This is a genomic window from Streptomyces olivaceoviridis (genome assembly GCF_014650115.1).
Lineage (GTDB): Bacteria > Actinomycetota > Actinomycetes > Streptomycetales > Streptomycetaceae > Streptomyces > Streptomyces olivaceoviridis.
This window is the reverse complement of the sequence record NZ_BMUI01000005.1, coordinates 222,548-248,871: the sequence shown is the minus strand read 5'-3', so window position 1 is coordinate 248,871 and position 26,324 is coordinate 222,548. Positions and strand designations below refer to the sequence as shown.

At 72.7% G+C, this 26,324-nt stretch carries 19 protein-coding genes; 14 read left to right on the top strand and 5 right to left on the bottom strand.

All coding sequences use genetic code 11. The annotated features are described in order from the left end of the window. Positions 1-65 precede the first annotated feature (65 nt). The 8 genes from IE273_RS12380 to IE273_RS12345 all read left to right on the top strand — a co-directional run bounded on the left by IE273_RS12380 (position 66) and on the right by IE273_RS12345 (position 6,691). The gene (locus IE273_RS12380; RefSeq protein ID WP_189815349.1) at positions 66-836 is read left to right on the top strand and encodes a GNAT family N-acetyltransferase; all 771 of its coding nucleotides are present in this window, start codon (positions 66-68) and stop codon (positions 834-836) included. Positions 837-883: 47 nt separating this feature from the next. Further along, positions 884-1,246, top strand: a complete 363-nt coding sequence (locus IE273_RS12375; RefSeq protein ID WP_189815174.1) for a TetR family transcriptional regulator C-terminal domain-containing protein — start codon at positions 884-886, stop codon at positions 1,244-1,246. 222 nt (positions 1,247-1,468) lie between these two features. Continuing rightward, entirely contained in the window at positions 1,469-1,759 is a 291-nt protein-coding gene (locus tag IE273_RS12370; RefSeq protein WP_189815173.1) for a DUF6355 family natural product biosynthesis protein, read from the top strand. A 322-nt stretch (positions 1,760-2,081) separates the two neighbouring features. Then, entirely contained in the window at positions 2,082-3,335 is a 1,254-nt protein-coding gene (locus IE273_RS12365; protein WP_189815172.1) for a PucR family transcriptional regulator, read from the top strand. Positions 3,336-3,650: 315 nt separating this feature from the next. Then, the gene (locus IE273_RS12360; protein WP_229887193.1) at positions 3,651-4,520 is read left to right on the top strand and encodes an alpha/beta fold hydrolase; all 870 of its coding nucleotides are present in this window, start codon (positions 3,651-3,653) and stop codon (positions 4,518-4,520) included. Between the two features lie 86 nt (positions 4,521-4,606). Further along, positions 4,607-5,422 carry a helix-turn-helix domain-containing protein gene (locus IE273_RS12355; RefSeq protein ID WP_229887192.1) on the top strand — a complete coding sequence of 272 codons (816 nt, stop codon included), beginning with the start codon at positions 4,607-4,609 and terminating at the stop codon, positions 5,420-5,422. A gap of 193 nt (positions 5,423-5,615) precedes the next feature. Continuing rightward, a complete protein-coding gene (locus IE273_RS12350) occupies positions 5,616-6,332 on the top strand; it encodes an alpha/beta fold hydrolase (protein WP_189815170.1) in 717 nt (238 codons plus the stop codon). Positions 6,333-6,409: 77 nt separating this feature from the next. Continuing rightward, the gene (locus IE273_RS12345; RefSeq protein ID WP_189815169.1) at positions 6,410-6,691 is read left to right on the top strand and encodes a WhiB family transcriptional regulator; all 282 of its coding nucleotides are present in this window, start codon (positions 6,410-6,412) and stop codon (positions 6,689-6,691) included. Positions 6,692-6,833: 142 nt separating this feature from the next. Here IE273_RS12345 and IE273_RS12340 read toward each other — a convergent pair whose 3' ends face one another. Then, positions 6,834-10,283, bottom strand: coding sequence for a phosphodiester glycosidase family protein (locus IE273_RS12340; RefSeq protein ID WP_189815168.1), 3,450 nt, complete (start codon positions 10,281-10,283; stop codon positions 6,834-6,836). Between the two features lie 417 nt (positions 10,284-10,700). Between IE273_RS12340 and IE273_RS12335 the strand changes: the two genes are divergently transcribed. The 4 genes from IE273_RS12335 (at position 10,701) to IE273_RS12320 (ending at position 16,560) form a co-directional block, all read left to right on the top strand. Further along, entirely contained in the window at positions 10,701-11,282 is a 582-nt protein-coding gene (locus IE273_RS12335) for a DoxX family membrane protein (protein ID WP_373309329.1), read from the top strand. 957 nt (positions 11,283-12,239) lie between these two features. Next, complete coding sequence (locus tag IE273_RS12330; protein ID WP_189815167.1) at positions 12,240-13,763, top strand: amino acid adenylation domain-containing protein; 1,524 nt, start codon at positions 12,240-12,242, stop codon at positions 13,761-13,763. Between the two features lie 110 nt (positions 13,764-13,873). Continuing rightward, the gene (locus tag IE273_RS12325; protein ID WP_229887191.1) at positions 13,874-15,178 is read left to right on the top strand and encodes an AAA family ATPase; all 1,305 of its coding nucleotides are present in this window, start codon (positions 13,874-13,876) and stop codon (positions 15,176-15,178) included. Then, positions 15,175-16,560, top strand: coding sequence for a vWA domain-containing protein (locus tag IE273_RS12320; protein WP_229887190.1), 1,386 nt, complete (start codon positions 15,175-15,177; stop codon positions 16,558-16,560). Before IE273_RS12325 ends, IE273_RS12320 begins: the two co-directional genes overlap by 4 nt. A gap of 201 nt (positions 16,561-16,761) precedes the next feature. Here the strand turns inward: IE273_RS12320 and IE273_RS12315 are convergent, their stop codons facing one another. The 4 genes from IE273_RS12315 to IE273_RS12300 form a co-directional block, all read right to left on the bottom strand. Further along, positions 16,762-17,658 carry a LysR family transcriptional regulator gene (locus IE273_RS12315; protein WP_189815166.1) on the bottom strand — a complete coding sequence of 299 codons (897 nt, stop codon included), beginning with the start codon at positions 17,656-17,658 and terminating at the stop codon, positions 16,762-16,764. Between the two features lie 194 nt (positions 17,659-17,852). Further along, complete coding sequence (locus IE273_RS12310; protein ID WP_189815344.1) at positions 17,853-18,710, bottom strand: NAD-dependent epimerase/dehydratase family protein; 858 nt, start codon at positions 18,708-18,710, stop codon at positions 17,853-17,855. Between the two features lie 312 nt (positions 18,711-19,022). Then, positions 19,023-23,111 (bottom strand): discoidin domain-containing protein, encoded by a 4,089-nt coding sequence (locus tag IE273_RS12305; protein WP_189815165.1) that lies wholly within the window; start codon positions 23,109-23,111, stop codon positions 19,023-19,025. 494 nt (positions 23,112-23,605) lie between these two features. Next, complete coding sequence (locus tag IE273_RS12300) at positions 23,606-24,871, bottom strand: MFS transporter (protein ID WP_189815164.1); 1,266 nt, start codon at positions 24,869-24,871, stop codon at positions 23,606-23,608. Positions 24,872-25,275: 404 nt separating this feature from the next. Between IE273_RS12300 and IE273_RS12295 the strand changes: the two genes are divergently transcribed. Together IE273_RS12295 and IE273_RS45105 are read left to right on the top strand one after the other, a co-directional pair. Continuing rightward, the gene (locus tag IE273_RS12295) at positions 25,276-25,809 is read left to right on the top strand and encodes a DinB family protein (protein ID WP_189815163.1); all 534 of its coding nucleotides are present in this window, start codon (positions 25,276-25,278) and stop codon (positions 25,807-25,809) included. A 57-nt stretch (positions 25,810-25,866) separates the two neighbouring features. Then, positions 25,867-26,148: an SDR family oxidoreductase gene (locus IE273_RS45105; RefSeq protein WP_373309333.1), complete on the top strand. Its 282-nt coding sequence runs from the start codon at positions 25,867-25,869 to the stop codon at positions 26,146-26,148. The last annotated feature ends 176 nt before the right edge of the window (positions 26,149-26,324 follow it).

Genomic DNA, 26,324 nt, shown 5'->3' with positions numbered 1-26,324 from the left:
GACAACTTCACTGTTGAGGAGGCGATGTGACGGATCGTGAGAACCATGCCGAGTCGGTCGAATCGATGGAGCAGCTCGCCGTGGTCTGGCGCTCCATGGTGCTCGACCGAGACGCGGACGCCGATGTGCGGGACCTCCCGGGCATCGCCGTCCGCTGGGCCGACTGCCGGTTCTCCTTCTGGAACTGCGTCACCTTGACGGACGTCGACGCGGACACGGCCCTGGTCCGGGAACGCCTGGGCCGGGCGGCGGACATCATGCGCGCGAAGCGGCACCCGGGATTCCTGTGGCTCTTCGAGGACCTCCTCGGCGACGAGGCGCGCGCGGGCGTACGGACCGCGGCCGAGGAGGCGGGTCTCGCGTACGCCTTCCCCGGCACCGGAATGGCCGGCGACCTCCTCCCGATCCCCGAGCCGTCCCACCCGGACCTGACGTTCGTACGCGTGAGCACCGAGGAACACGTGCGGGCGTACGCGGACCTGAACTCGCGCGCGTACGGCTTCCCGCTGGAGGACGGCCGCGACGGACTCCTCGGCTCGGCGCTGTGGAAGCACCAGGTGCACGCCTACCTGGGGCTGCGGGACGGTGTCCCGGTGGCGTGCGCCGGAGCCGTCGAGGCGGAGGGCCGCCTGTTCGTCGTGCTGGTCGCCACCTCGCCGGACTGGCAGCGCAGGGGCTACGGGGAGGCGGTGACGCGCAAGGCTCTGTACGAGGGCTCCCGGGCCACCGGCCTGACCCGCGCCACACTGCACGCGACCGAGGCGGGAGCGCCGGTGTATCCCCGCATCGGCTTCAGGCCGAACTCGCCGATCCACTTCTACACACTGAAGCAGTGACCGGCCTCCGCGCCGGGTGCCGGCGTCAGTCCAGTGCGACGAGGGCCGTGACGATGCCGGCCGGCTCCGCGCGGCTGGTGCAGTCGGTGTCCGCCCGGTCGATCACGTACGTCGCCGGCAGCGGCAGGGTCTCCAACGCGCACGCCGGCGCCGGGAACGGCGACCCCGGCGTCCGCGCGCTCCTCGACCAGCACCACCAGGAGTCGCGGGACGCGATGTACACGGCGCTCGTCACGGCCCGGACCCACGGGCAGCTCGCCACGGAGGCCGATCCGGCAGCCGCGGCCGACCTGCCGGCCCTGCTCGCCTGCGGACTGAACCTGCGCTCCCGCGCGGGCGCCGACGCCCAGGCGCTGAAGCGGACGGTGACGGCGGCACTGGACTTCACCGGCCGACGACCCGCGGCGTGAGGAGAGCGGCCCCTTCGTCCGGCGGCCTGGGGCAGTTCCGGGGCGCGCGTCCGGATACGTGACCCGGATGGCCTACCGAGGAAATGATTCGGCGGGTGAATCCGGAGGGCAGAGGCGTACCGGGCCGCCGCGGTCCGTGAGCATGGGCGCGTGCCCGACCGGGCGGCCCCGCCGTCCCGGCGGCACGTCTTCTTCCCTCCCGCATCCCACGAGGAGTTCGTCGTGCGTGTCCGTCGTCAGCTCATCAGCACTCTCGGTTCCTTCGCCCTCGCGTTCGCCTTCCTGGGCGCCGGCACCGCCACCGCGACCCCGGCCGCGGCCGATCCGTGCGGCTTCTACGAGACCGGCTCCGACGCCTACTACAACCACTGCACCTCTGACGGCTCCCACGTGGTGATCAAGGTCGAGGTGGCCTTGGCGCCCGACTACGAGCGGTGCGTCGCCCCGGGCAAGACCTGGCTGGGCTCCGCCACCAAGATCCAGGGCGCCCACTACGTGGGCCGCACCTGCTGACTCTGGCGCGTCACTCCGGCCCCGTGTCCTGCGAGCGCACCGGAAGTGTCCCGTGAGTGCACTCTTGCGCGGGTGCCGGCCGACCTGCCACGGCAAGAACACCGGCCCTTCTGTGCGCCCGGGGACCAGGGGCGGTGCGCTCTGAGGCAACCACCCGGCGTTTCCCCGCCCCGGCGGGGCCGCCGACGCGTCCGTACGCCTCCGTACCGCCTCCACCCGGCAGCTCCCGCGGCCTTCGGCAAGGTCTTCCGCATCTTGTTGAACATTTGAACCTCCCCTTCCACGGCTTGTAGAAAGACCGGGGCAGAGGGAGGGAGACGCCATGGCCGAGCGACGACTGCGCGTCCGGGTGGGCAGCGACGCACTCCAGGAACTGATCGAGGAACTCGCGGAACGGCTGGAGCGGTCCGTGGTCGTCGACGATCCCCTGGTACGGCTGATCTGCTCCAGCCAGCACTTCGGCGACGAGGACCCGGTCCGCATCCGCAGCCTGCTGCGGGGCCGGGCCGACGACGTCGCCATCCGGTACGTCCTCGACCAGGGCGTCGCCCGCTGGACGAAGCCGGGGTTCATCCCGGGCCGCGACGACCTGGGGCTGCTCACCCGCTACTGCGTTCCGCTGCGTGAGCGCGGCGAGCTGCTCGGCCTGCTGATGGTCGTCGCGCCGGAGGGAACGCTCACCCGCGAGGAGACCGACCGTGTCGCGCAGGCGGTGCCGGCGATCAGCGCCCAGCTCCGCGCGGACCAACTGGCCGCCTCCGCCGACGAGGTGGACCTGCACGAGACACTGCACTCCCTCTTCGGCACCGGCGAGGCGGCCCGTGCCGCGGCGCGCCGGCAGATCCTGGACGGCGGCGTTCTGCCCGACGCCCCGCACGCGGTGGTGAGCGTCGTCCAGGTCTCCCGCTCGGTGGAGCCGCCGGGACAGGTGGAGATCGCGCTGCGCGCGTCCCTGGAGCGGTTCCTGCGCACTCGCTCGGCGGACGGCGCCATGGCCGCCACGCCGGACGGCGCGGTCCTTCTCCAGGTCTCGGCCCGGCCGTTGACGGCACAGGAACTGGCAGACCAGGCCACGGCCGTCCGGGAGGCACTCGCCGCCTACCTGGAAGCCTCGGCCGCCCCCGTCCTCGGCATCGGCGGCACCCAGGACGGCCTCGCCGACGCCTGGACCTCGCACGCGCAGGCCCTGGTCGCGTCCCGCGCCGCGCGCCGGCTGCCCCACCTCAAGGGCGTCGGCGCGTGGGAATCGCTGGGCGAACTCGCCGTACTCCTTCAAGTACCCGACCACGCCCTGACCCCGTCACTGGTGCCCACACCGCTGCACCGGCTGCTGGACAGCCCCGGCGGCCAGCGGCTGGTGGACACACTGCGGTGCTTCCTCGAACACGCCGGGTCCATCCCGCGCACGGCCGAGGCCCTCCAGATCCACCGCACCTCCCTGTACTACCGGCTGCGCCAGATCCAGGAGATCACCGGCCTCGACCTCGACAGCGGCGGCGACCGCCTGGTCCTGCACCTGGGCCTGCGCACCCTTGAGCTGCTCCAGGCGGAGACCGATGTCCAGGCAGCCGTCTGACCGGGCCGCCTCCCGGTGCGGGAGAACGCGGGACCCCACCGGTGCCGGCCGGAACCGGGCCCGCCCTACAGAGTGAGGAAACGCGCGCCGCCCGATCACTACGCGGCGCCGGGGTGCGGTACCAGCCCCCTACAGAATGACGAAGATTCCGCCGGTCGATCACTACGGAGCGCGGTGGTGCGCGAGGTGTCGGGTGGCACAGAATTCCGGTATGCGGGAGCCGTGCTGAGGCCGGGCCCGTGAAACAGAACCGTAACTCGCCGACGCGGAGCACGCCGTAGCGGTGGAGTACGAGGAAGGATTGACGTGGGGGCCGTGGAACAGCTGACGACCGGCGACGGAGTGCGCCTGGTGTACCGGGACAGCGGGGGAGAGGGATTTCCTCTGGTCATGCTGCACGGCTGGGGACAGACGCAGGAGATGTTCCGTCACCAGGTGCGGGGACTTCCCCCCGCGCACCGCGTCATCACCCTGGATTTCCGGGGGCACGGGGTGTCCGACAAGCCGCACCACGGTTATCGCATCGCTCGTTTCGCGGCCGATGTGCTGGACCTCGTCGACCACTTGGGTCTCGACCGGTTCGACGCCCTGGGCTGGTCGATGGGGGCCTCGGTGTGGTGGAGCTTCGTCGACCAGTACGGCACCGGCCGTCTGCGGCGCTTCGTCGCCGTGGACCAGCCCGCGGCCGTCGCCGCGGTGCCGTGGATGTCGGTCGAGGAGCAACGGCAGTCGGGTGCCATCTTCGATGTGGCCGGTCTGCTCGCGCTCGGTGCGGAGCTCGCCGGTCCGGGCGGTGAACAGGCGCGATACGAGTTCGTCCGCGGCATGTTCTCCGGTGACCCCGACCCCGGGATCCTCTCCTTCGTGGCCGAGCAGATCAGAGCCACCCCCGCGCACGCGGGAGTGCCGCTGCTCTTCGACCACTGTGCCCAGGACTGGCGGGACGTGCTGCCCCGTATCGATGTGCCGACGCTGGTCATCGGATGCGACGGCAGTCATGTCCACCCGCGCTCGCAGCAGTTCGTCGCCCAGCGGATCCCGGGCGCGCGACTCCATGTCTTCCCGGCCACGGTGGCCAACTCGCACTTTCCCTTCCTGGAGAATCCGCCGGCCTTCAACGACGTCGTCGGCCGATTCCTCTCCGAGCGGCCGGATCCAGTGGATCACACCGACGTGAACGTCTGAATCCGGCTTCCGGTTTCGTCTTTGGAAAACCGAACATGAAAAAGAAGCGACGGGAGCCCGATGTGACCCGGTCGATCACCCCTGCCATGCCCGAAACCCCCGAACACGAGCCGTCCACCACGGCCCCGGGAAATGATTCAGGCCCTTTCATCAACCTGCCCTGGCCGACCGTCGGCGACGACGACCACCTGTATCTGGCCGTCAACGTCTCCGACGAGACGGTGATTTTCCCGCACGATTCCCTTCTGCGGTTGGAGCCCGGTGACATCGTCATCGGCGCCGCCTTCCGCCGCCCCCAGCTCCTTTCCCCCGGCGAGAAGCTGGCCCTCTTCCGTATCCCCCTGTGCCTGCTGGACGCGTCGGCGGCCGATCTGCACGAGGTCTCGCACACGCACCTCAGCGGTCGGAGCGGCCTGACGTCGCTGGTCTCGCAGTTCCTGACCGCACTCGCCAGAACGCCGCGCCACCAGCGCCTGACCGGCGGCCGTCGCCTCGCCCTGAACACGGCCGACCTCGTGGCCCTCCTCGTCGGGGACGTCCTCCAGACGCGCGGCCGGCGCTCCGCCCCCGGGGCCCAGGAGATGCTGGCGCGGATCCAGCAGTACATCCAGGACAACCTCATGGACCCGGACCTCGCGCCCGAGTCGATCGCCCGGGCACACCACATCTCGGTGCGCTACCTGCACAAGCTCTTCCAGTCCGGCGGCACCACCGTGAGCGCCTGGATACGGCAGCGCAGACTCGACGCCTGCCGCGCCGAACTGCGCGGGCGGCGCCGTACCGTGGCCGCCGTGGCCAACAGCTGGGGCTTCGCCAGCCCCTCCCACTTCAGCCGTCTCTTCCGGCAGACCTACGGCATCACCCCCAAGGAGTGGCAGGCCGCCGTGTCCTGCGACGCCTGAGCCGCCCACCCGCCACCGCCAGACGCACCCGCCGGCCCGTCCGCCGGCATCTCCCGCCGCCGCGGCCCCGCATCCCACCACCGCTCACGAGGCCACCCATGCGAAGCCGTAGAGGCCGCCGGGCACGCCGACGTCCGCCCCCTGGCCGGCCACCCCTCGCCGACACCCCCGTGAACCGGGAAGGAACACCGCCATGCCCCCACCCCCCACCGTCGTCCTGGTTCACGGAGCGTTCGCCGACACGGCGATCTGGTTCGGCGTCGTCGCCGAGCTGCACAGCTACGGCATCCCGGTCGTCGCTCCGCCGAACCCGCTGCGCGGCCTCGCGGCCGATGCCGCGCGCATCGCGTCACTGGCCGCGCAGATCGACGGCCCTGTCGTCCTGGTCGGGCATGCCTACGGGGGCGCGGTGATCACCGTCGCGGGCACCGCCGACAACGTCGTCGCCCTGGTCTACGTCGCCGCCCATGTGCCGGAGGAAGGGGAGAGCCTCCGCGAACTCCAGGGCCGTTTCCCCGCCGCCGGACCGGCGGGCGACCTCCGGCGGTGGAGCTACCCGGTCCCCGGTGGCGGTGCGGGCGTCGAAGTCACCCTCGGCGTGGAGGCGTTCGCGGCCGTGTTCGCCGCCGATGTGTCGGCCCCGGTCGCCGAGGTGCTCGCCTCCTGTCAACCTCCGCTGGCCCTGGCCGCTGTCGAGGAGAAGGCCACTGCCGCCGCGTGGCGGACCAAACCGTCGTGGGCCCTCGTGGCCGGCGCGGACCGGGTGATCACCCCGGATGCGGAGCGCTTCGGTGCCGCGCGGGCCGGGGCGACGGTGGTCGAGATCGACGGTGCCTCGCACGCCGTCACTCTCTCGCAGCCCACGGCCGTGGCCCGGCTCATCCGCGACGCCGTCCACGCGGTGAGCTGACCCCGCACGCGACCGCCCGCACGCCCCCGGTACCAATCCCCCCGTATGAGACCGCAGCCGAAAGGAAGCACCAGCCGATGACGACGCAGCTCAAGCCGCTTCTGCGGACGTGGGAATGGCAGGCCGAGGCCGCCTGCCGGGGCATGGACAGCTCGGTGTTCTTCTCACCGCCCGGTGAGCGGGGCTCCGCGCGGCGCCGGCGCGAGCAGAGGGCGCAGGAGATCTGCCGGCAGTGCCCGGTGCGCGTTCCGTGCGCGGGATTCGCCGCGACGTCCGAACAGCGGTACGGCGTGTGGGGCGGCAGCACGGAGGCCGATCGCCGCGCCGCCCCCACCACCCCGGACACGCCGAACCCCTGAACCCTCCCGCCTCGGGCCTGGGCCGTCGGTAGCACGGAGGCGAGACGCCCGGATCCGCGCGGGGAGGCCGGCCGGCGCCGGAAGCGGTCCCGGTGGGCCGGGCTGCCCGAGAAGGCCACGGGCACCCCGGCCGTGGGTCAGCTCACCGGACGACGACCCCGGTACGACCCGTGACACCGCCGGCGGTCACCGAGACGGTGACGGTGCCGGGGCGGTGGGCGGTCAGGGCGCCGGTGGCGGGATCCACCGAGGCGACCTCGGGATCGCTCGACGTCCAGACGTGGGAGACCGGGTCCGCGACCGGGATCGTGAGCGGCGCGATGTCGTCGCCGCCGATCTGCTCGCCCGTCGCGCTCAGGGCGATGTGGTCGCCCTTGGCGACGGGGTCCTTCGGACCGTGGACCGTGATCGACGCGAGCGCCGGCTCCACGGTGTACTGGAGGTCACCGTCGTCACCGATCCGGATCAGCCCGAAGTGGTAGATGCCGCCCTGGTCGGCCGGCGCGTAGGCCGGCGTGCCGAGGTCGGCGAAGGTGAACTGCGGGATGCCGCCCTCGTCGGCGGTCACGCTCCGCCCCTCGGGATCGAGGATCTGCTCGGCGAAACCGCGGGCGTGACCGTACATCATGATCACGTGTTGCTCGGGGTGCGCCTGCTGGTAGCGCTGCACCAGCCGCAGATACATGCGGGCCTCCCAGCGGTCCGTGAACTGGCTGTTCGCGGCCCGGTGCGGATCGTAGGCGGGCATGTGCGTGACGACCAGTACGTCCTTGGCGGTGGTGTCCGTCAACTGCTGGACCAGCCACGGGTACTGGGCGCCCTCCGGGTCCTGTAACGGGTCCGAGGACTGAAGGCTTCCGTGCGAGTTGTCGGTGACGATCAGCCGTGCCGCGCCCTGGGTGTAGGCGTAGTGGGTGTCGCCGAACGTGTCACTGTAGTTGCCGTTCTCGGCGTCGGCGCCCTGGGTGATCTCGTGGTTGCCGACGATGTCACGCTCGGGAATGCCGAGCGCGTCCATCTTCGACTTGGCGAACCGCAGATCCGGGAGCTTGCCGTCGTCGGCCATGTCGCCGAGGAACTGGGCGGCGTCCGGCCGGGCCTGCGGGGTGAGCGTGGGCAGCCAGCCGGCGATCGAGTCCATCACGTTGCTGCTCACCGACCCGGGGTCGGAGGCGAGCAGATGGGCGTCGTCACCGGTGAGGAGGGTGGTGCCGCGCCTCGCGAAGTCCGCGGAGTCCTCCTCGAAGGAAAGCCAGGCCGGATTCTCCGGGACGGCGTGGTACGCGGGCGCTGTGACGGGCCGCGGAGAGTACAGGGCCTGGAGGCCCGCGACGTTGAGCGAGCCGCTGTAGGGGGTGCCCGGGCTGATCGCCAGGAAGTCGATGAAGCTGATGGTCAGCGGGAACTGCATGCCGGCGGGCAGCTGGGCGACCGCCAGGTGCCAGTCCTTCCAGGTGACGTACGTCGGGTAGAGCGTGGTGGAGGAGCCGTTGACGCCGATGTACTTCTCGGCGAGTTCGATGCCGTTGCCGTCACCCTTGATCCACACACCGATGCCGGTGGGGACCTGGCCGCTGTTCGTGTCGGTCTTCAGGGTGGTCTTCGGGGAGAGCACCAGCTGCTTCACGCCGGACCCGGCGGGCATCGAGTAGTCCAGCCTCAGCGATCCCGGCTCGTCGGATCCCGGCGGTACGACGCCCGGGTCGACGGCCAGGGTGGCGGGCTTGCCGGTGGTGTTGTTGCCGAGCCGCCAGACGTCCAGGCTGGTCATGGGGTCGATGACCTTGCGGACGCTGCCGACGGCGATCGACGTGCTGCCGGTGGCGCCCGCGACCGTCGCGGTCACCTCGGCGAGCCCGTCGGCGTCGGCGTCGGCGGTGAACAGGCCGTGGGCGTCGACGCTGCCGAGACCCGCCGGGTTCACCTTCCAGGTGGCGGCCTCGGCGGGGATCCGCACCTGGTCGCCGTCCTTGTCGGTGGCCGACAGGGTCAGCTGCTGGGTGGCGCCGTTGTCGAGGTCGGCCTTGTCGGGCGAGACCGTGAGGGTCTTCAGTCTGCCGACCACCTCCAGTTTCCCGGAGGTGGAGGCCGTGCCGTCGGAGGCGATGATCCGGCCCGTGCCGGTGCGGTGCGGGGTCAGCACGCCGTTGTCGTAGGTGGCGAGGTCGGCGGGCTCGACGCGGACCCGGACGCGGCCGGCCGCCGGGTTGGCGAACCGGTCGACGGCGTACACCGGAAGCGGGACGGAGCCGCCGGCGACGGTGGTGAGTGTCTTCCCGCCGTTCACGACGACCTCGGCGGCCGGTCCGGGCTCCTTGGCGGTGGAGTAGAAGAAGATGCCGTTGGCGACCGGGCGTTCGGTGTTGCCGGGCAGGTCGGACGGCGTGTTGACGACCTCGGCCCGGTCGGCGCCAGGAGCACGGCTGACCATGGTGGTGGAGCCGCCGCCGTCGAACAGCATGGCGGTCCGGGCGCCGTGGGCGACCAGGTAACCGGCGACCTCGTCCCTGGTCACGCCGAAGGCCGTGGCAGCGCCGCCATGGCCGTCGACGGCGACGACGACGGCGTGCCTGCCGTCCTTGGTGATGCCGACGGCCGTCTCCGGGTTGGCGCCGCTCGGCGGGGTGCCGGTCGGGTCCCGGTAGACCTTGCCGTCCTTGACCAGGGTGTCGACACCGCTGATCAGCTGGGTGACATCGTTGTCGGGAGAGAGGTGGGTGGCGATGCCGACCGTGTCACCGGTGTGCAGGCTGTCGGTGAGCCACTGCCCGCCGTCGCCGGCGCCCAGCAGGCCGAGCCGGCCCTCGGCCAACCGTGGCACGGTGGTCACGCCGGTCCGCACACCGTCCACGACGAAGCCGCCGTCCGTGGCCCGGCCGAGCACCAGCGTGGACGGCTTGGCCAGGTCCGGGGTCTCGCCGAGATCGGGGGTGACCTCGGTGATGCCGCCGGTGGACACGTCGTTCACCGTGTTCACCGAGGTGAGCGAGCGGGTCGCGGAACCGGCCGTGACGGTGCCGGAGAACGTCTCCGGGCCCATCACCATGGTGCCGTCGGGCTTGACGCCCAACTGGGAGGCGAAACCCGGCTTGGGGCTCTTCAGCATGTGCCCGTCGGAGACGATGCCGCCGAGCGGGCGTCCACTGGCGTGGATCTCGAAGTAGTCGCCGTTGGCGCCGGCCACCGCGCCGGTGCGCCGGGCCATCGAGGACGGCGTCTCGTCCGCCGGGTCGGTGAGGGTGTCGCCGGCCTCAACCATCCCGACCCGGAGATTCGGATCGGTCAGATCAGCCGTGAGCACCTGCATGTGCTGGCGACCGCCGACGGTGTCGTAGGTCTCGCTGTAGTGCCGCAGCCCACGGGTGACGGTCTCGGCCGGTGTACGGGTGTGGTCCACCACCACCGGCCAGTTCTGCGGTGTGTCCGGCAGCCAGTCACGGTGCGCCGTGTGCCGGGACGCGGCCGGGTCGGCGGCGGAGCCGAAGGCGGTTCCCGCCCCGCCCACGGCACCGGCGAGCGCCAGCGCCAGCGCCGCCGCCACCGCGGTACGGCGTGAGCCGGCCGCCACGGGTCTCTTGTTGCGAAGTGTCATCACGTGTTTCCTCGAAGACGTGCGCGCCGATGGTCACCGACGCGCACGACCACCGCACACCGGTTCGGCGGAGCACAGGTGTCCGGACCCGGTGGCGGGGATGACCATCAGGAGCGCGTCCACGGACCTTCGGTCACACGGCGTTCACCATCGAGGTGTGGGCGCCGAGGCGGGTGTCGGTGTTCTGCCGGAACGCTGCCGGTGTCGCGCCGCGAGCGGTGTGCCGCCGGCCCGGCCGCACCCACCCCGGTGTCGGGCCTCCCAGATGCACAACGCGCCCCGCACGGCAAGGATCGCTTGTGGGGCGTGCGTGCTCCGTGCTGGTGCGCGGCGCGCGCACCCACCCGTCATCGGTCGCTCGGCATCCGCGCGAGCTGGGGGAAACGCCCGTTTCGGCGCTCCAACCGGACCATTGTCATGTTGATCAAACGCATCCTGAACCGTTCTCCTCAGTCCCCGCAGCCGGCCGCGCACCCCACCGCCACGGCGCCCTCGGCGAGGGCCACCGGGCCGATGGTGACCGCGGCCGACTGCGGGCTGCTGCTCCTCCGGCTGACCTTCGGCCTGTTCATGGCCGCGCACGGCGCCCAGAAGGTCTTCGGTCTCTTCGGAGGTGGCGGCCTGACCGCGACCGGCAAGGCCTTCGAGTCCCTGGGGTATCGCCCGGGCAAGCTCTTCGCCGTGATCGGGGGCCTGTCGGAGCTGCTCGGCGGTCTCGGCCTGGCGCTGGGGCTGCTGACCCCGCTCGCCGCTGCCGCCCTGATCGGCGTCATGATCAACGCGATGGTCACGGTGACCGCCGCCCACGGCCTGTGGGACACGTACGGCGGTGTGGAGTACAACGTGGCGATCGCCGTCGCCGCCTTGGCCGTCGCCGCCATCGGCCCCGGCCGGCTGGCCGCTGACCGCTTCTTCCCCTGGGGCAGGGGCGGCTGGACGGAGGCGGCCGTCGCCCTCGGCCTGGGCGGCATCGGCGCCGCGATCTCACTCGGCGTCTGACGCCCCTGCGGGGCGGCTGCGCAGGGGATGAGCGGGCCCTGCCGGCGGAAGGCGCGATCGAGGACGGCTCGGTTGTCGAGTCGGCCACACGGCCGAGGGGCGACCGCCCTGACAGTCGTCCGGCCCCAGCCGTGAGAGCCGGTGATCCCGTCCAGGACCAGCCGTGGACCCGCGTCGGACGTCGCCGTCGGATCGGTGGGGTCGGCCTCGCTGACGAAGCGGCCCGGCCGCGGATATCGCCCGGTCGCCGGCGTCCGGGTGGGATACGCGCCGGACCCGGCCCGCCGACGGCTGTCGTCCTGTCCGATCTCGCGCCGGATCGCGCCGGATCGCGCCGGTCGCGTAGACGCTCACCGCTTCTGCGGCCCGCGCCACGGCGCCGACGTCGGGCACGCCCGCGGCCAGGGCGGCGAGGGTGGTCTCCATGGGGGCCGGTGCCTGCGGCCGAGGTGGGGTCGGCGGCCGAGCAGGCCGACGGACCAGGGGTGGTGCGGCGCGGCGGCCCGGGTGCCCCGCGCGATGCCCTCGGCGGTGGGAGCAACTACCGGAGGATCGGCGGAGACCGCTCGCCGGCGGCTCAGCGCGACGACGGCCGCGTCCGGGTCTGCCTCTCCTTCCGTACCCCCGCGGACCGGCTCGCCACCAGCGGTCTGCCGTCCACCGAGCCCGCCGCCTGCCGCGCTGTTCCACGACTGGGCGGCGCCCCGGATCACCGGTCTGATCCCGGTCCGTGACGGGAGCATCACGCCGCGCGCGTCACCATGCCGCCGGTCGGCTCGGCCTGGCCGGCCCACCCGGAGATCACCCCGCTCGGCGATCACGGACTCGCCGGTGGCCGCCGCGGTGCGCCCGGTGTGAAATTCGGGGACAGGTGGTCAGCGGTGTGGTTACGATGCCGGAGATGAAGAACTCCTCCTCGTACGGATTGGGGGACTCGTTCGCGCAAGGTGAGTGCTGATGGCACATCACTTCGCGAACGACATCCCGTCCCGCCTGTTGATGTGGCAGCGCGTACGCGAGTACGCCGTGCCACTGTCCATGATCGAGACCGCGACCGCGCGTCGTGCGGTCGGTGACTGGTCGGGGGCCTGCGCCGCCGCCCGCATCGACATCGATCTCGATCTGCGCGCCGTGCGCAAGCGTCACGGCACCGATGCCGCCACTGTGCTCCGTGCGGATCTGCGCCGGCTGGCGCCGGACCTGCTCCGCTGGCACATGCCCCGGATCGCCCCCGACGGGCGGCTCCGGCCCGGTCTCACCCTCTCCCTGGCCCGTTACGGCAGTTCGGGCGGCACGCCGCTGCACCTGGTGGTGCGGACACCACCGACCTGGGCGGACGCCGGGCAGCGCATGTCGCTGGCCCTGTGGGAGGGGCCCGGAAGCAGCGTCCCGGGGCACCACCCGCACCCCCACCCCGACCGGCGTCACCGCCTCGACCTGCACCGGCACCTCTGGGACGCCGGACGAAGCGGCGAACTCGCGCAGCGATGCGGGGCGGACGGCGCACCGCCGATGGTGCCGTCCGGCCGCTCCGCCGGACCCCGCCGTCCCGCCCCTCCGGATCTTCCGGACCGTCCGCATGATCCAGGTGATCCGGACCGGCCCAGCGGCGGCGACGCGTCGTGGGCGGTCTCCCGCTGGGCCGCCGAGGCGGAGGTGCTGTTGCGGGCCGAGGGCCGCCGCCCTCGCGGCGCCTTCACCGTGCGGCTCGGTGCGCGCAGCCGCGCCGTGCTCGAACTCGTCGCGCCCGACGACAGCCACGCCCCGACGTTCCGGCCGCTGCGGGAGCCGCTGCCGACGCAGCAGGTCGCCGCGCTTCCGGTGCTGCCGGAGGCGGCGGCCCGCGTCCTGCCCGATCTGGAACTGCTGCGCGCCGGGCTCGTCGCGGCCGAACGCCTGCATCCGCTCGTCGCCGCGGCGCTGGCGGAGCCGAACCCGGCAGCAGCGACCGGACCGGCCCCCGAACCCGGCGATCCGCACCGGGTGCGGTGCCGGGGCGAGGTCCACCGGATCGCGCTGCGGGACGGGGTGCTGACGGCGATCGACCACGATCCGGCGGAACTGCGGCGGGAGAACCTGCTGGTGGGGCTCGGCGGGCCGGCGCTGCCCTGCCTACGGGCCATCGACGCGGTGCACCGCAGCCCGGAGGCACTGCCCGCGGTCCGGGAGCGGCTGCTCCACGGTGACGTCGCCGGAGCGCTGACCGTGGTCGAGGGACTCCTCGGCCCCGGCGCCCTCCTGCCCGACGGGCCGCTCCGGCGGGAACTGGAGTCGGCCGCGACCCGACGCGTCGACCACGGCCTCTTCCGCTCGGGGCTGGTCACCGTGCACCCCGCCGCCCGTGCCGCGGGAGGCGGGAACGCCTCGGACGCGGAACACGCCGACGCGAGTCGTCGCCCCCGGCCCGACCGCCGTACCCCGCACGCCATGCTCCGCAAGCGGAGCAGCCGGGCCCGGCCACGCACCGGCCTCATGCGCTGACCGGTCGTCCTCCGCCCGCCCCGCCCACCGGCGCCGCACCTTCGGCGCCCCATGCCCTCATGACATCCGGACGGGCCGCCCCGTCCCCTCGTCCCACCCAGGTGATGCCCATGACCTCCAGCACCCTCGCGCGGACCGCGGCCCCGGCCGTCGGCGCGCCCGCACCCCTGCCCGCCGGCCCGTCCGGCACCCGCGCCCAACTCGCCGTCGCCGACGACCTCCTGAAGCTCCTGCGGACCACCACCACCGAGCCCCGCCCCGATGACCAGCTCGAAGCACTCACCCTTGCCGTCGCGGCCGACCTGCCCGTACTGCTCTGGGGTGAACCGGGCATCGGCAAGACCGCGGCCCTGACACAGCTCGCCCACTCCCTCGGCCTGCCGCTGACGACCGTGATCGCCAGCGTCCACGAGCCGTCCGACTTCTCCGGGCTGCCCATCGTGGGCGACGACCCGGCGGTGCGGGGTGTGCCGATGGCGCCGCCGCAGTGGGCCGTGGAACTGGTGCGGGCCGGACGGGGGCTGCTCTTCCTGGACGAACTCTCCACCGCCACCCCCGCCGTCCAGGCCGCACTGCTCCGGGTCGTCCTGGAGCGGAAGGTGGGCGCCCTCCAACTACCGCAGGGAGTGAGGATCGTCGCCGCCGCCAATCCCCGCGCTTCCGCGGCGGACGGGTGGGAACTGAGCCCGCCGCTCGCCAACCGGTTCGTGCATCTGCACTGGGTGCACGATCCGGAGGTGGTGGTGCGCGGGCTGGGCGGGGTCTGGCCCCGGGCGGAGCTGCCCCGGCTGGTGCCCGAGCGGCTGCCGGAAGCGGTGGCCCACGCCCGGCGCGCGGTCTGCGGCTTCCTGCGGGCCCGGCCGACGCTGATCCACCGGCTGCCGAGCACGGAGACACGACGCGGCGCCGCCTGGCCCTCGCCCCGCAGCTGGGACGCCGCGCTGACCCTGCTGGCCTTCGGCACGGCGGCCTCCGTCTCCCGGGAGGTGCTGGCACTGCTGGTACGGGGCGCGGTGGGGGACGGCCCAGGGCTCGAACTCCTCGCCCACCTGGACCGGATGGACCTGCCGGACCCGGAATCGCTGCTGGCCGATCCCGCCTCCGCCGAACTGCCCGTGCGGGGCGATCTGCGCCAGGCGACGCTGGAGGCGGTGGTGGCCGCCGTCGGAGCGCGACCGGAGCGGCGACGGTGGGAGGCGGGCTGGGCGGTACTGGTCCGGGCCCTGGAGACCGGAGCCCCCGACCTGCTGGTGGCCCCGGCGGCCACACTGGCGGCGCTGCGGCGCGACGACTGGGAGGTGCCGGACGCGGTGGAGCGGCTGGCCGGGGTGGTCGACCTCGCCCGACGGGCGGAACAGTCGGTGGGACGGGCCACGGCGGCCGGCGCCGGGCGTACCCCGGGAACGCGTCGATGACGGGGCACTCGAAGCGCCCCGGGCCGCTGCCACGTCCCCTGCCCCGGCCCGCGCCGCCCCGCCCGGTACGGGCCACGGTGCCGCCCCCGCCGGCCGCCTCCGGTGGGCCGTACGACCGTCCCGGACTGTCGCTGGACCAGGAGAAGTTGCTGGCCGCCCGGCTGCACGCCGTGAAGGTCCGACCCTATCTGGCCGCCGCCCTCTTCGCGCTGCACGTGGTGGAGGACCGCTCGGTGCCGACGATGGCGGTGGACGCGCACTGGCGCTGCTACGTCTCACCCGGCTTCGTGGCGCGCACCCCGGTGGAGGAACTGGCGGGCGTCTGGGTGCACGAGGTCTCCCACCTGCTCCGCGACCACCACGCGCGCGGCGAGCGGTACGCGCGGGAGCACGAGAAGCAGGAGCCGGGCGAGCGAAGCGAGACGGGGGTCCCCCCGACCGAAAGCCCCGGGCGGCTACGGCGGAACATCGCCGCCGACTTCGAGATCAACGACGACATCTACGGCGACGGCCTGCCCCACCCCCTCGGAGCGGTGCACCCGTCGATGCTGCGGCTGCCCGAAGGACTCCTCATGGAGGAGTACCTGCGCACGGCGTCGTTGTCCGGGCTCACCGCGGACCTGGCATGGCTGGACTGCGGCAGCGGTGCCGACGGGCAGGCCCGGCCGTGGGAGCTGGGACCCGGCGGGGCACACGGGCTGAGCAGGCAGCAGCGGGACGCGGTCCGCTTCCGGGTGGCCGAGGGCATCAAAGGCCGGCCCGGCCACGCGCCGGAGGGCTGGCGCCGATGGGCCGAGGAGGTGTTCCATCCGCCGCAGCCCTGGCGGCAGTTGCTCGGAGCGGCGGTCCGCTCGGCGACGGGCGCGCCGGGGGCGGGGGAGGACCACAGCTACCGGCGTCCGTCCCGGCGCTCGGCCGGCGTCCCCGGAGTACTGCTGCCGAGCCTGCGCCGCAAACCGCCCCGCGTCTGCGTCGTGATCGACACCTCCGGGTCGGTGAGCGACGCCGAACTGGGCGGCGCGCTGCTGGAGGTCGCGGCGATCTCGCGGGCGGTGGGCGGACGGCGCGACCTGGTCTCGGTGATCTCCTGCGACGCGGCGGCCGGGGTCGCCGTCCCCCTCTGCCGCGCCGAGAACATCGCACTGGTCGGCGGCGGCGGAACCGATCTGCGCTCCGGTTTCACCCGGGCGCTGCGCTCCCGTCCCCGCCCGGACGTGGTGGTCGTCCTCACGGACGGACAGACGCCGTGGCCCTCCACCCAGCCGCCCTGCCGCACCGTCGTCGGCCTCTTCCCACGCCCCGCCCACGCCGTGGACGAGGAAGACCCCGACCACGTCCCGGACACCCCACCGCCCTGGGCACGGGTCGTCACGATCGGCTGAGACCGCGACCGGTACCGGGCGGCCTCGTCGTTGGTGGGGTCGCGGAGGGCGGAGGTGTGAAGGGCCACGCCCGGACCGTGCCGAGGTGCGCCGTCCGTACCTCTCCCTGCACTACGGCACCGGGCCACCGGCGCCTGAGGCCGAGCCCGGTGAACCCGGCCGGTGTCTCCGGGGGATCCGGAGTGGCTTCTCGTGCGATCCTCAGCGTTGCGGCGGCTGTTCCCCGGTCCGGGGCCGGCCGAGGGTCTCCGCCGCGGCCTCGGCGAAGTCGTGGACGAGGGGCGAGCGCCGGGACGCCACCCATGCCAGGGCCACCTCGTTGGGACCGATGCCCTCCACGGGCAGCGGGATCACATCCGGGCGGGTGTAGAAGGTGGCGGTGGACAACGGGAGCACGCAGATGCCCGCACCGGAGGCCACCAGTTCCAGCTTCTCCTCCACCTGGTGGATCGCGGGCACCTCGGGGCGCCGCCGCTCCCGCAACTCCACTGCCACGTCGCGCCATTCGGGTACGGCGTCCGGGTCCTGGAGCAGGTGCTCGGAAGCGAGGTCGCCGACGGTCACCGACGCCCTGTCCGCCAGACGGTGTCCCGCCGGCAGCACGACGACTCGGGGGTCCCGGAAGAGCGGTCGCACCTGAAGGCCCCGCTGGTCGATGGGCAGCCGTACGACACCGATGTCCGCCCGGCCGTCCTGGAGCACCTCCACCTGGTTGTCCCAACTGGTGCGCAGCAGACGCACGTGGACGCCGGGGCGGCGGGCGGTGAAGACGGCCGTGGCCGGGGTGACCGTGATGCCGGGCATGAACCCGATGGTCAGCGTGGGGGTGCCGCGCGCCGCCGCCCTCACCCGCCGCAGCAGCGCCTCGGCCGAGGCGAGCAGTGGGACGGCGTCCTCCAGCAACTGCTCCCCGGCCGGTGTGAGCAGCGTGCCGCGCCGGTCCCGTGCGAAGACCTCGATGCCCAGGTCGTCCTCCAGGCTCCGGATCTGCCGGGACAGCACGGGCTGCGCGATGTGCAGCCGCTCGGCCGCGCGCCCGAAGTGGAGCTCCTCGGCCACGGCCACGAAATACCGGAGCTTCCGCAGGTCAAGATCCACCCGGGCTCACCGCTCACTCTCTCCGAGGCGACGGCCCGGCCGGGCGGTCGGCTCTTCCTGGAACGACTCCTCGATCACCTCGTAGGACGATCCAGGCAGTCGCGCACGAATCTACCCGTTCCGGCTACGGCGAGCCGTCACGGAAGGTGCCCGCCGCCTCCGCGGTCGGGTGCCCGTCTTGTCCTTGACCGGGATCACCGCTCGCCGGCGAGGACGGCCAGCGGGTCGGTGTGCGCGGGGGTCCATCCCAACTCGGCCTCGGCGCGTGCCGGAGTGAGCCGCTGGTCCAGGGCGAAGGCGTCCGCTACCGGGCCCATCCGCTCACGGGCCCGCTCCAGCGTGATGGAGGCGACCTTGCCGTCGAGGCCGACGGAGCGGGCGACGGCCAGCGAGCACTCCTTGGCGGTGGGGCTCACGCCGCCCACACCGACGTACACGGAACCGGGCTTCGCCTTCAGGGCGGCGGCGTACAGCTCCGCGATGTCCTCGATGTGCACCAGCGCCCAGCGGTTCGCACCGTCGCCGATGTACGGAACGGCGCCCGCCTCCTTGCCCGGGACGGCGTAGAAGAGGTCGATCAGGCGGTTCTCGCCGCCGTACAGCAGACCGGGCCGCACCAGGACGGGACGGCCGCCCTGCTGCGCGCGCCCCAGGACGGCGTCCTCCACCGGCTTGCGCCAGGCGACCAGGGACGGCGGGTTCCAGGGGGCGGTCTCGTCCACGACCCCGTCCGTGTCGCCGTAGACCCAGGTGCCGCCGGTGTGCACGTAGGTACCTGCGCCGATGCCGTCCTGCATGGCGGTGGCCGCCGCGAGGTCCTCGTCCCCGGTCCCGGCCTGCGCCAGGTGGACGACCGCCTCCGCGCGGGCCGCCGCGTTCAGCACACCGAGATCCCCCAGCCCGCCGCGCACAGGCGTCGCCCCGAGGGAGGCGACGGTTTCGGCGGCGCGGTCGGTGCGGGCCAGCGCCTCGACGGTGTGTCCGTGGCGGATCAGCGCACTGATCGTGGCCTTGCCGATGTATCCGGACCCGCCGGTGAGGAAGATCTTCATGGCCATGGCTCCTGTCTCCGTAGCTCGCTCGCTGACTTCGCTGACCAGCCTGAGCCCGGGGACGGATGCCCGTCCAAGACCTCTTCCGCCGTCTGTGATACCCGATGGGCATGAACTGCCTCGGGGCGTCTGCGTCGACTGGTGCCCGTCAGGCACCACCGGCGCCGGCCATCACGGCGGCTCCCGCGCGCCCTGACCCTGCTCCTCCCGGTGGCCACCGGTGCGAGCACCGTCAAGCCGCGCCGGACGCGTGGCCGCCGCCCGGACCCGGCGGAGGCCGGGTCCGGGCGGCGGCCCGGTGCGCGCAGTGGCTCAGCCGCGCAGCGTCGCGGCCGGGCTGTTGTACGCCTCGGCCGTCAGCACCGGGCGCCGTGCCGAGCTGGCCCCCTTCGGCCAGGACAGCCGGACGGTCCGGGACTCGCCGGGCAGCAGCCACAGGTAGTTGTCGCTGTACAGCGTCGGCAGCACCCGGCGGCCGTGCGCGTCCTCCAGCAGCGACAGCCGGACCATGGCGGCCACCGCCGAGCCCTGGTTGCGGATCACAGCCGTCAGCTCCTGGCGGTCGCCGGAGCGCGACCAGCCGGTGATCGCACCCGTGAGCTTGACCTGCTTCACCTTGTTCAGCCCCCGCAGCGCGGCGGCCTCGCGGTAGCGCCAGTAGGTGTTCCGCGACAGTTCCCTGCCCCGGGAGTCCTCCAGCGTCAGGCGCAGCAGGTGCAGGTCCGGCAGCCCGTCCGTCCACGCGGCGGTGAACGCCTCGGCGGTGGCCGCCCGTTCCACGTCCACCCGGGCGGTCCTGCTGCCGCCGAGCTGCCGGCCGGACAGGTCGTACAGCCGGGCGGTGACGGTGGCGCCCCGCAGGTCCGCCGACGTGTGGTTCACCGCGATGACCCGCCACTTCACCGGATCGGCCTGCACATGCAGCGGCTCGCAGGCCGAACGGGCGCCGTAGTAGGTGCCGTTGACGTCGAAGTCGTAGTCGTACGTCTGCCAGACCGTGCTGTGCCAGGCCGGGTGGGACATCCACAGCATCAGACCCGAGGCGTTGTCCCACAGGTTGGCGTTCCACGCCTCGAACATGGCGCGGGTGTTCTCGTAGTTGACGAACTGCGCCTTGCGGGCGAAGTCGTCCAGGTCGCCGGACTCGCCCAGGCGGGCCTCGATGGCGGCCTTGTAGTTCTGCGGCGCCTGGTTCCCGCGCTCGCTCCAGTCGTGGTAATACCACGCACCCCGGATCGGCCATTCCGGCTCGTCGCCCGTCATGTTGCGGGTGCTCTCCGCCGTGGAGACGACGGGCATGCCGATCTCGGTGTGGAAACCGAAGTCATGGCTGCCGTACGTCATCGGGTCGAAGTACTTCTCCGGTTCCACCCAGCCGTAGGGGCCGCCGCCCGTGATGATGCCGCCCGCCGAGTTGTTCTGGTAGAGCACGCCGGGCACCTGCTGCTCCACCGCCTCGCGCATCCCCTTGTCGATGGCGGCCGGGGGATTGCCCTCGTTCGCGCCGCACCAGATCACCACGGACGGGTGAATGCGGTACCGCAGCACGGTGTCCCGTGCGATCGCGTTGAAGGCGTCGTGGTCCGGCGGGTCCATGCCCCACGCGTTGGGGAAGTCGTTCCACACCAGGATGCCGTGCCGGTCGCAGGCGGCGAAGAACTCCTCCCGGTCGCTGCTGCCGAGCCAGTTGCGGATCATGGTGAAGTTCATGTCCCGGTGCATCCGCACCGCCGCGTCCATGCGCTCCGGCGGCATCCGGCGCAGCAGTTCGTCCCAGCCCCAGTTGCCGCCGCGAGCCAGCACGCGCACGCCGTTGACGCTGATCTTCAGCGGGTCCGGCGTGTTCGACACGGACTTGACGTCGGTCCACCGCTCGCCGTCGTCGGACACCTGGATCGTGTACGACTTCGGGTACGCGGTCTCCCAGACGACGGCGACACGGTCGAACGTCCGCGGGGAGCCGAGGTCCACCTCGATCCACTGGTGGTCCTCGTAGGCGGACGACCAGCGGGTGTTCGGGTCCCCGTCGGTGGCGTTCGACGCCGGGTGGTCGGACTCCTCCGTGGAGGCGGTGGCCTTCTGGCGCAGGGCGAGGTCGGTGCCGGGCTCACTGCGGTCGACGACGGAGAGCGACCACAACGAATTGCCCCAACTGGTATTGCGGAGCCCGCAGTCGAGGCGGACATAGCGTGCGGTCCGCCGGTCGAAGTCCTCGATCTGGAGGCTGGCGTTGCCGTTGTTGAACGGCAGCGGCACCGCCCCGTTGTCCACCGACTTCACATCGGTCCAGTCCGAGCCGTTCGAGGAGACCTGGACGACGAAGGTCTTCGCGTACGCCTGCTCCCAGGTGAGGTCGACCCGGTCGAAGGACTGGACGGAGCCGAGGTCGACGCTGATCCACTGGTCGTCCTCGTAGGCGGAGGACCAGCGCGTGCCGGCGTCACCGTCGGTGGCATTGGCCGCGCGGTTGCTGTCCTGATCGGTGCTGGACGCGTCGGCGTGGGCGTTCAGCGCGAGGTCGGTGCCCGGCTGGGTGCTGTCCCGCACGGACAGGGTCCACAGGGAGCTGCCCCACGAGGTGGCCCGCGTCAGGCAGCGGATGCGGACGTGCCGGGCCTGCTGCCGGTCGAAGGTCACGGTCTGCGTGTAGGCGTCGCCGGACGCCGTGAACGCGAGCGGTACGTCGTACTCGTAGCCGAACTGGCGGATGCCGAAGCGGGTGGTGCGATGGTCGCTCTCCTGGCCGCCGACCGAGGCGGTGAGCGTGAGGTCGTGCAGGTGGGACTCGCCCAGGCCGTTCGGCCACCACAGCCGGGGGTCGCGCAGCCTCAACTGGCCGAAGGCGTCAGGGGCGAAGACGACGTCCAGGCTCTCGCCCGCCTTCACGGTGACCGTCTTCGACACCCGTACCTTGTCGAAGGCGGCCGTGACCGTCGCCTGGTGGTCGGCGGTGTCCGCGTTGCGCACCGGCACCACGACGGTCAGCTCGGCCACCGAGACATCCGGCAGGGAGGGCAGGACGGTGTCCACGCGAGGGTCGCCGATGACGACGTGCCCGGTCGATCTCAGCCGGACGTGGTTCCAGATGCCCGCCGCGCGGTCGCGTACGGCCGGCATCCAGTCCCAGCCCGAGGACGCCAGGTACGTCGGGGAGTTGAGGTTCATCTGCGGCGCGCCGGCGTCCACCCAGGACTCGCCCAGCGGACCCTTGTCACCGGGGCTGCCGGGGACCGGCATCGGCGTGATCCTCACCGCGAGCGCGTTCTCGCCGCTCTCGGCGAGCTGCCGGGTGACGTCGAAGGCGGCCCGCGCGAACGGGTAGGTCAGGTCGCCCACCTGCTTGCCGTTGAGCCACACGTCGGCCTTGTGGTTGACGCCGTCGAACTCCAGCCAGACGTGCCGGCCGGCGCCGGTGCGCAGACCACGCGGCAACGCGAAGTCCCGCTTGTACCACCAGGAGTGGCGCGACAACGCCTCCGGTATGTGCAGGTTGTTCAGACCCGCCACCGGGTCGGGCAGCTTGCCCTGCTCCACGAGCGAGCCGAGCACGGTGCCGGGAACGGTCGCGGGCAGCCAGCCGCTGGTGTCGACGGACGTCTTCGACAGGCCGGCGCCGTCCGTGCCGGCCCAGTCGTCCATGGTGAGCCGCCAGCCCGACTCCACGGGCACGGTCCCGTCGTCCGCGACCGTGAGCGCCGGTGCCTCGTCGTGCCGGGTGCCCCAGTCGGTCCAGCCGGTGGCCGAGGGACGGTGGCCCTTGGCGGTGCCGTACACCTCGAAGCCGTTGAGGCCGAGGGGCAGCGGACTGGAGCGCTTCCGCGAGGTCATGCGCACCCAGCGCGCGGACACCGGGCGGGGAAGAGGGACGTCCACGACGCCACCGGTCCCGGACGTGGTGCTGTACACCGTCGTCCAGGACTCGTGGTCCACGGACGTCTCGACCACGAAGACCAGCGAGAAGCTCGACTGGATCTCGTCTCCGGTGGTGCCGCTGTGCACATTGCCGGTGGTCGGCGGCGTGTACACCGGGTCGGAGGCGTCGGCCTCGAAGGTGAGGCGGACCCGCGTGACCTCGCAGGCCGCCTGGAGGTCGACGGCTATCCACTGCGGATCGCCGCCCTCGGCACGCCAGCCGCTGCCTTTGACACCGGGGGAGGAGAGGCGGTCGACGACGAAGGACCCGGGGGTCGCGGCGTAGGCCGTCGAAGAGGCCGAGACCGGCCGGTGGAGCGCCAGCTCACCGGGGGAGGCGGCGGAGCCCACCGGCGCGCCGTCGGGCGCGGCGACGGCGGTCGCGGCGGGAAGCACGGAACCCAGGCCGAACCCGGCCAGCAGGGTGGTACCCGTGGTGACGATGGCCCGTCGCGACGGATGGCGCGACGGATCCGACTGATCTGTCATGAGCGTGACGTCCCATCAAAAGCGGTGCAGTCCGGACCTCTCCGGGTCTGCCGCAGAAGCAATGACAACGTTGCCAAAGGCTCGATGGCGCAGCGGCTCATGTCAACCCCTGATACATGGATCGATGTCCGACCGCTTCCGCCGTCTTGTGACGGGTTCTGGTGGATCATGGCTGGAGCGAATGAGGGAAGTGTGCGGTCGTCATACGTGTGCGTGCGGGTGGCTCGGGGGTGCCGCGTGGGGACTGTGCGGGTGTGGAGGGCTTGAACGGGGGTCCTACGGCGGCGAGATCCCGCCATGCGGCACTCCTGCGGCGTGGCACGTCGGGTCGGCCGACCGTGGCGAGGTGGGTGGGAGCTCGACCCGAATCCGCAGGGTAGTTGCAGATGTGATCGGTGTCGGACGGCGATGGGCGAACGTCACGCCGCCGCGCCGGGAATGGCCGGTGCCGTCGACGGTGGTGTCCGGCGCGGGGATCTCCTGGCTCACAGGGCTCATCGACGGTAGGCGCTGGCGGCGACGGCGGGCAGGAGGGCGAGGGAGAGGAGGCCGCCGGTGAGGGCGAGGGCGGGGTAGCCGGCGGCGGCGACCATGATGCCGGAGGCCATGCCGCCGGTGGCGCCGGCGATGGCGAGGGAGACGTCGACCACGCCCTGGGTCCTCGCGCGGGTGGCCGGCGGCACGGTGTCGGTGATGATCGCCGTACCGGAGACGAGGCCGAAGTTCCAGCCCAGTCCCAGCAGGGCCAGTGCGAGCGCCAGGAGGGCCACGGAGTCACCGGGCGCCGCGGCGGCGAGCACGCCGGCCGCCAGCAGGGTGATGCCGGAGGCGGCGGCGACCTTCATGCCGCCGTAGCAGTCGACGAGCCGGCCGGTCAGCGGCGACGGCAGGTACATCGCGCCGATGTGGAGGGCGATGACGAGGCCGGAGGTGGCGGTGCCGTGCCCGTGGTCGTGCATGTGGACCGGCGTCATGGTCATGATCGCCACCATGACGAGCTGGGTGAGGACCATGACCAGCGCGCCGAGGACGACGCCTCCGCGCCCCTCGCCCCGGTCGACGGCCTCCGCGGCGGCCGGGTGCGCGGGCGCACCGGCTTCCTCGGCCACGGCGACCTCGCGGGCCAGGAGCAGCGGGTCGGGGCGCAGCCGGAGGGCGAGAACGAGCGCGGCCAGCGCGTAGGCGGCGCCGGACAGCATGAAGGGGCCGGCGAGGTTCGGGATGCCGAGGTGTGCGGCGAACGTGCCGGTCGGAGCGGCGAGGTTGGGACCGGCGACACCGCCGAGCGTGGTCGCGACCAGGACCGTGGAGACGGCCCGGGCCCGGTGACCGGGGTGGGCGAGGTCGGCTCCGGCGTAGCGGGCCTGGAGGTTGGTGGCGGAGCCCGCGCCGTGGACGAAGAGGGCGATGAACAGCAGGACGGGGTTGTCCAGGACGGCGGCGGTGATGACGCCGGCCGAGCCGACGGCACCGGTGAGGTACCCGGCGGCGAGACCGGGACGGCGGCCGTGCTTGTCGGAGACGCGGCCGACGGCCACCGCGGTGAACGCGGATCCGGCGGTGAGCAGGGCGCTGGGCAGACCGGCGAGGCTGGTCGAACCGAGCATGTCCTGGGCGAGGAGGGCACCGACGGTCACGCCGGCGGCGAGGCCCGCGCCGCTGAGGACCTGGGACGCGACCAGGACGCGCAGGATACGGCGCTGTGCCTGCGCGGGGTCGCGTATGTGGGCCGTCGTACCGGCGGGTGCGGTGCTGGTCATGTCTCTCCCGGGGTGATGTGTCGCCGTGCACGGGGAAGGCCGGGCACGGCCGGACAGGGCTTCGTACGGTGCGTCGGAAGGGGTTCCCGCGGTGCCGTACGAAGGGCTTCGTACGAGGGGGCCGAGGGGCGGCCTGCCGCTGACAGCCTCGCCGCCGCCCGCTAGCCGTACACGTTCCTTACAGGCAGATTCACCGGGATCCTCTACCGGCCCCGCCCTGGAGTGCCTAACGTGGCAGGCACGTCGCGGGGAACACCGCGCCGCTCCCGTCCCGCTCATCGAGTAAGGCACCACCACGGCGACATCCTGGCCTCCTCAGCACCCCGGACAGCGCCCCCCCCGCGCCACCGTGGCGAGCGGGTCAAGACCCACCCCTCCTCCCGAGAACACCGACTGGTGGATCCATGCACGAACTCAACGCACTGCTGCGCGAGTACGACCGCGCCCGTGCCTACACCGACGAGTTGTGGAAAGACCTCACCCCCGACGAGGTGACCTGGCGTCCGCACGAGAACTCCAGTGCCATCGGCTGGCATCTCGGCCATCAGGCGCACGTCGCCCACTTCATGATCCGCAACCTCACCGCCGCCGAGCCCAGCCCCGACCCGGAACTGGACGGGCTCATGGACTCGGCGAACCCGGAGAAGTTCCGCGGCGCGCTGCCCACCGTCGAACGGCTCACCGCCTTCCGTGACACCGTCGCCGAACGCGTCCACGCCCGCCTCGGCGACATCGCCGCGGGCAGGGTCGGCGCCCCCGCCCAACTGACCGTCGTCGCGTACCACTTGCTGGTCGCGCTCATCAATCACGAGTACCAGCACGACCAGTGGATCAGCGAGGTCCGTGCCGGCAACCTCGGCCACGCGCTTCCGCCCGACCCTTCCTCGGACCGGCTCGGCCGCATCGACGGCTACCTCGTCCTCAACCCCTACGCCTGACCACCGCCAGGCTCATCGAACCGGGAGCACCACTTCACCGGTCACGAGGTCGTCGTCATCGGCGGCACCAGCGGCATCGGCCACGCCGTCGCCCACCACGTCCTCGGCGCCGGCAGCACCGTCGTCACCGGCCGTACGCAGGCCCGCGCCCAGGAGGCGGCAGCCACCCCGGCCGCCCACGGCGAGGCCGTCGGGTTCAACACCTTCCACCCCCTGGGCCGCACCGGCACCCCCGACGACGTCGCCGCCACCGTCGCCTTCCTCCTGTCGGACCAGACCGACCGGGTCACCGGCGCCGTCCGGGACGTCGACGGCGGCGTCATGGCCGGACACAACTGACCCGTCCCGGCCTCGCAGCCACGACCACAGCCGGTCGCGGCGGGCGGGGCGGGCGAGGCGGGCCGGGCGATCACCCGGCCGGCGGTGGCAGAGGGCACTCCCTGGACCCGGCATCCGTCAGCCGGCCGGCAGAGCGGCCTCGTCCGGTCGCCGGAGCGAGCCTTCACCCAGCCGCT

Bases quoted from the DNA above. Each gene is read 5' to 3' on its own strand.
- IE273_RS12380 (WP_189815349.1), top strand. From the start codon at position 66: ATGGAGCAGCTCGCCGTGGTCTGGCGCTCCATGGTGCTCGACCGAGAC.
- IE273_RS12365 (WP_189815172.1), top strand. From the start codon at position 2,082: ATGGCCGAGCGACGACTGCGCGTCCGGGTGGGCAGCGACGCACTCCAG.
- IE273_RS12355 (WP_229887192.1), top strand. From the start codon at position 4,607: ATGCCCGAAACCCCCGAACACGAGCCGTCCACCACGGCCCCGGGAAAT.
- IE273_RS12350 (WP_189815170.1), top strand. From the start codon at position 5,616: ATGCCCCCACCCCCCACCGTCGTCCTGGTTCACGGAGCGTTCGCCGAC.
- IE273_RS12345 (WP_189815169.1), top strand. From the start codon at position 6,410: ATGACGACGCAGCTCAAGCCGCTTCTGCGGACGTGGGAATGGCAGGCC.
- IE273_RS12340 (WP_189815168.1), bottom strand. From the start codon at position 10,283: ATGACACTTCGCAACAAGAGACCCGTGGCGGCCGGCTCACGCCGTACC.
- IE273_RS12335 (WP_373309329.1), top strand. From the start codon at position 10,701: ATGTTGATCAAACGCATCCTGAACCGTTCTCCTCAGTCCCCGCAGCCG.
- IE273_RS12330 (WP_189815167.1), top strand. From the start codon at position 12,240: ATGGCACATCACTTCGCGAACGACATCCCGTCCCGCCTGTTGATGTGG.
- IE273_RS12325 (WP_229887191.1), top strand. From the start codon at position 13,874: ATGACCTCCAGCACCCTCGCGCGGACCGCGGCCCCGGCCGTCGGCGCG.
- IE273_RS12320 (WP_229887190.1), top strand. From the start codon at position 15,175: ATGACGGGGCACTCGAAGCGCCCCGGGCCGCTGCCACGTCCCCTGCCC.
- IE273_RS12310 (WP_189815344.1), bottom strand. From the start codon at position 18,710: ATGAAGATCTTCCTCACCGGCGGGTCCGGATACATCGGCAAGGCCACG.
- IE273_RS12305 (WP_189815165.1), bottom strand. From the start codon at position 23,111: ATGACAGATCAGTCGGATCCGTCGCGCCATCCGTCGCGACGGGCCATC.
- IE273_RS12300 (WP_189815164.1), bottom strand. From the start codon at position 24,871: ATGACCAGCACCGCACCCGCCGGTACGACGGCCCACATACGCGACCCC.
- IE273_RS12295 (WP_189815163.1), top strand. From the start codon at position 25,276: ATGCACGAACTCAACGCACTGCTGCGCGAGTACGACCGCGCCCGTGCC.